This window comes from Kitasatospora sp. NPDC085879, assembly GCF_040686255.1.
Lineage (GTDB): Bacteria > Actinomycetota > Actinomycetes > Streptomycetales > Streptomycetaceae > Kitasatospora.
Map to the genome: position 1 here is coordinate 1 of NZ_JBFBJZ010000184.1, position 2,176 is coordinate 2,176.

The following is a 2,176-nucleotide window of genomic DNA, read 5'->3' on the forward strand; positions in this document are numbered from 1 at the left end:
TCACCCGCTCCCGCTTGGGACGACTCGTTCGTCAGGGACTCCTCGCCCAACCCGGACGTGGCCGCTACCAGAAACGGACTTAACGTCCTCTCAGAGCACGACCATCGGCTGTTCGCCCGTTGGCGGTACCGTACGGGCAACCAGACCGACCAGGCGTGACAGGTCACCGCCGTGCATGTCTTTGGCACGGTCGGCGGCTTCGCAGTTCATCGCGACACGTGACCGATGCTCTGGCGGTTGGTTACCTGGGCAGCTTCGCGGTGCGCTCGGGTAGGCCGCACTGAGGTACCGCATGGCGGTCGCGTCGGTGATCCCGAAGAGCCGCATGAGCTCGAGGGTCACTGGTGGCGAAGGCTTCAGTTGGCGGGGCGTCATTGCAGCTGTAGCTGTCAGGGACGGGCGCTATGGTGCGTGGCCGTGGACGCTGCTGATCTTGACTACCGGGCCCGGACGCGGTCTGGGTGCATCCCGCCGGAGCTGGTCGCGCGGCTGCTCGAACGAGGCCATGTCGACGTGGCGGAGCTGCAGGCGTGACGCGGGAGTGGTTCTGCGCGCTGGCGTGGGCGCGGTTGTTGGGTGAGCAAGGTCGGCGGGCTGACGCGTTGGAGGTGCTCACGCCGTACCTGGCGACCGGCTGGTGGACGGCCTTTGCTGCTGCGGCCGAGCTGCTGGAGGGCTGGGGCCGTACCGAGGAGGCGGTTGAGACCGTTCGGGCCCACATGGAGGCCGGGCACCCGATGGCGTTGGAGTCCTACACGCGGCTACTCACCCGACACAGCCGCGCAGAGGAGGCGTTCACCCCTGTTGGTGCCGCACGTCGACGACTGGGCGCTCGCCACCGCGCTGGTCGACGTGGCGGCGGTCGCCGGCCGCGACGACGTGGCCGCCACGCTGCTCGCCGCTCGGATCCGGGTCGACCACCGCTGCGACGGCCCGTGGTGCTGCCGCGGCCTCGACCCTGATAGGGCGGTCAGTCTGCTTGCGGCGATCCGCGAGCGTCAGGGCCGGATCGACGATGCAATCGCCCTGCTCCACCGTCGGCAGATCACCTCGGTCAACGGCCGCGACCGGCTCGCCGACCTCTTGGTCCGGCACGGGCGGATCGAGGAACTACGCGTCTACGCGGCGACCGACGGAAACCATGACGCCGTGCGGCGACTGGCGGAGCTGCTGGAGGACGGCAGTGATGTGGAAGGCGCTATCGCCGTCTACGGGGCAGGCCGCCGGGCCCGCGGCGCAGAACCCGAACTCGGCTTACGGGCTCGCGCAGCTCCTGGCCCGCCATGGCCGGGGCGACGGCGGCCGGCGAGTTCCACCCCCTCCGACGGCGGCTCCGGGTGTCGGCCGCTCACAGGTCATCGGGGCGCCGCACCCGCACCCTCCTCACCGGCGGGACGGCTCCGGTCGAGGTGGCGCTCTCCCCCGACGCGGTCGGCTTGGCGATCTGGCGCCGGACCTCCTTCACCGTGATCAGATCCGCCGGCGAGCAGTCCAGGATCGCGCACAGCACCGCGAGGGTGTCCATCGACAACCGCTGCGGGGGGCTGCGTGACCAACCGGAACACCTGCTCCCGCGACAGGTGTACCCGTACTCGGCCAAGCGGGGCACCAAGTCCGTGGTCTGGAACATATCCCGCTCGGCCATCGGCAGCCGCAGGTTCGTGTCCGGGTCCAGCAGATTGACCGGGCCGTTGTCGAACGTCACCCGCCAATGGGAAGGGGAGACTCGACGACGTAAAACTGCTCCTCGGCCATGTCGACTCCGATGCTCCTGGTGTGCTCGTCATGAGACGAACTGCTGCCCGCCGTCGATGTCGTATGTCGCACCGGTCAACGCCGTATTGACCATGAGGTGGATGGCCAACGCCGCAACGTCCGCGGGTCCGACGACCCGGCCGATCGGCAGCGTCGCGCGCAGCTCGGCGCGGCGTTCCTCGATCCGGTCGCCCAGAAGCGAGGCCGACAGCGGAGTGTCGACGAAGCCGGCCGCGATGAGGTTGACGCGTACCGGTGCAAGTTCCAGTGCGAGGGCTGCGGTGAATGGAGGCAACGCGTTGGTGGCGGCGGAGGCGACCCCTAGATGTACTGACCCGTGAGGTTGGGGACGCGGCTGGCGGGTGGCTTGCCTGCGAGTGCGGTGTGTCCGCGGTGGTGATTGTAGGTGTGGAGCCAGGTG

2 protein-coding genes and 1 pseudogene are annotated in these 2,176 nt (G+C 69.3%); all 3 read right to left on the reverse strand.

What is annotated here, in order from left to right; translation table 11 throughout:
* Positions 1-795: 795 nt before the first annotated feature.
* Positions 796-1,095 (reverse strand): hypothetical protein, encoded by a 300-nt coding sequence (locus tag AB0P35_RS41970; protein WP_363521842.1) that lies wholly within the window; start codon positions 1,093-1,095, stop codon positions 796-798.
* A 253-nt stretch (positions 1,096-1,348) separates the two neighbouring features.
* Entirely contained in the window at positions 1,349-1,705 is a 357-nt protein-coding gene (locus tag AB0P35_RS41975) for a helix-turn-helix transcriptional regulator (RefSeq protein ID WP_363521844.1), read from the reverse strand.
* A gap of 78 nt (positions 1,706-1,783) precedes the next feature.
* Positions 1,784-2,074, reverse strand: a pseudogene (locus tag AB0P35_RS41980) (SDR family oxidoreductase); the annotation flags it as partial.
* Positions 2,075-2,176: the final 102 nt, after the last annotated feature.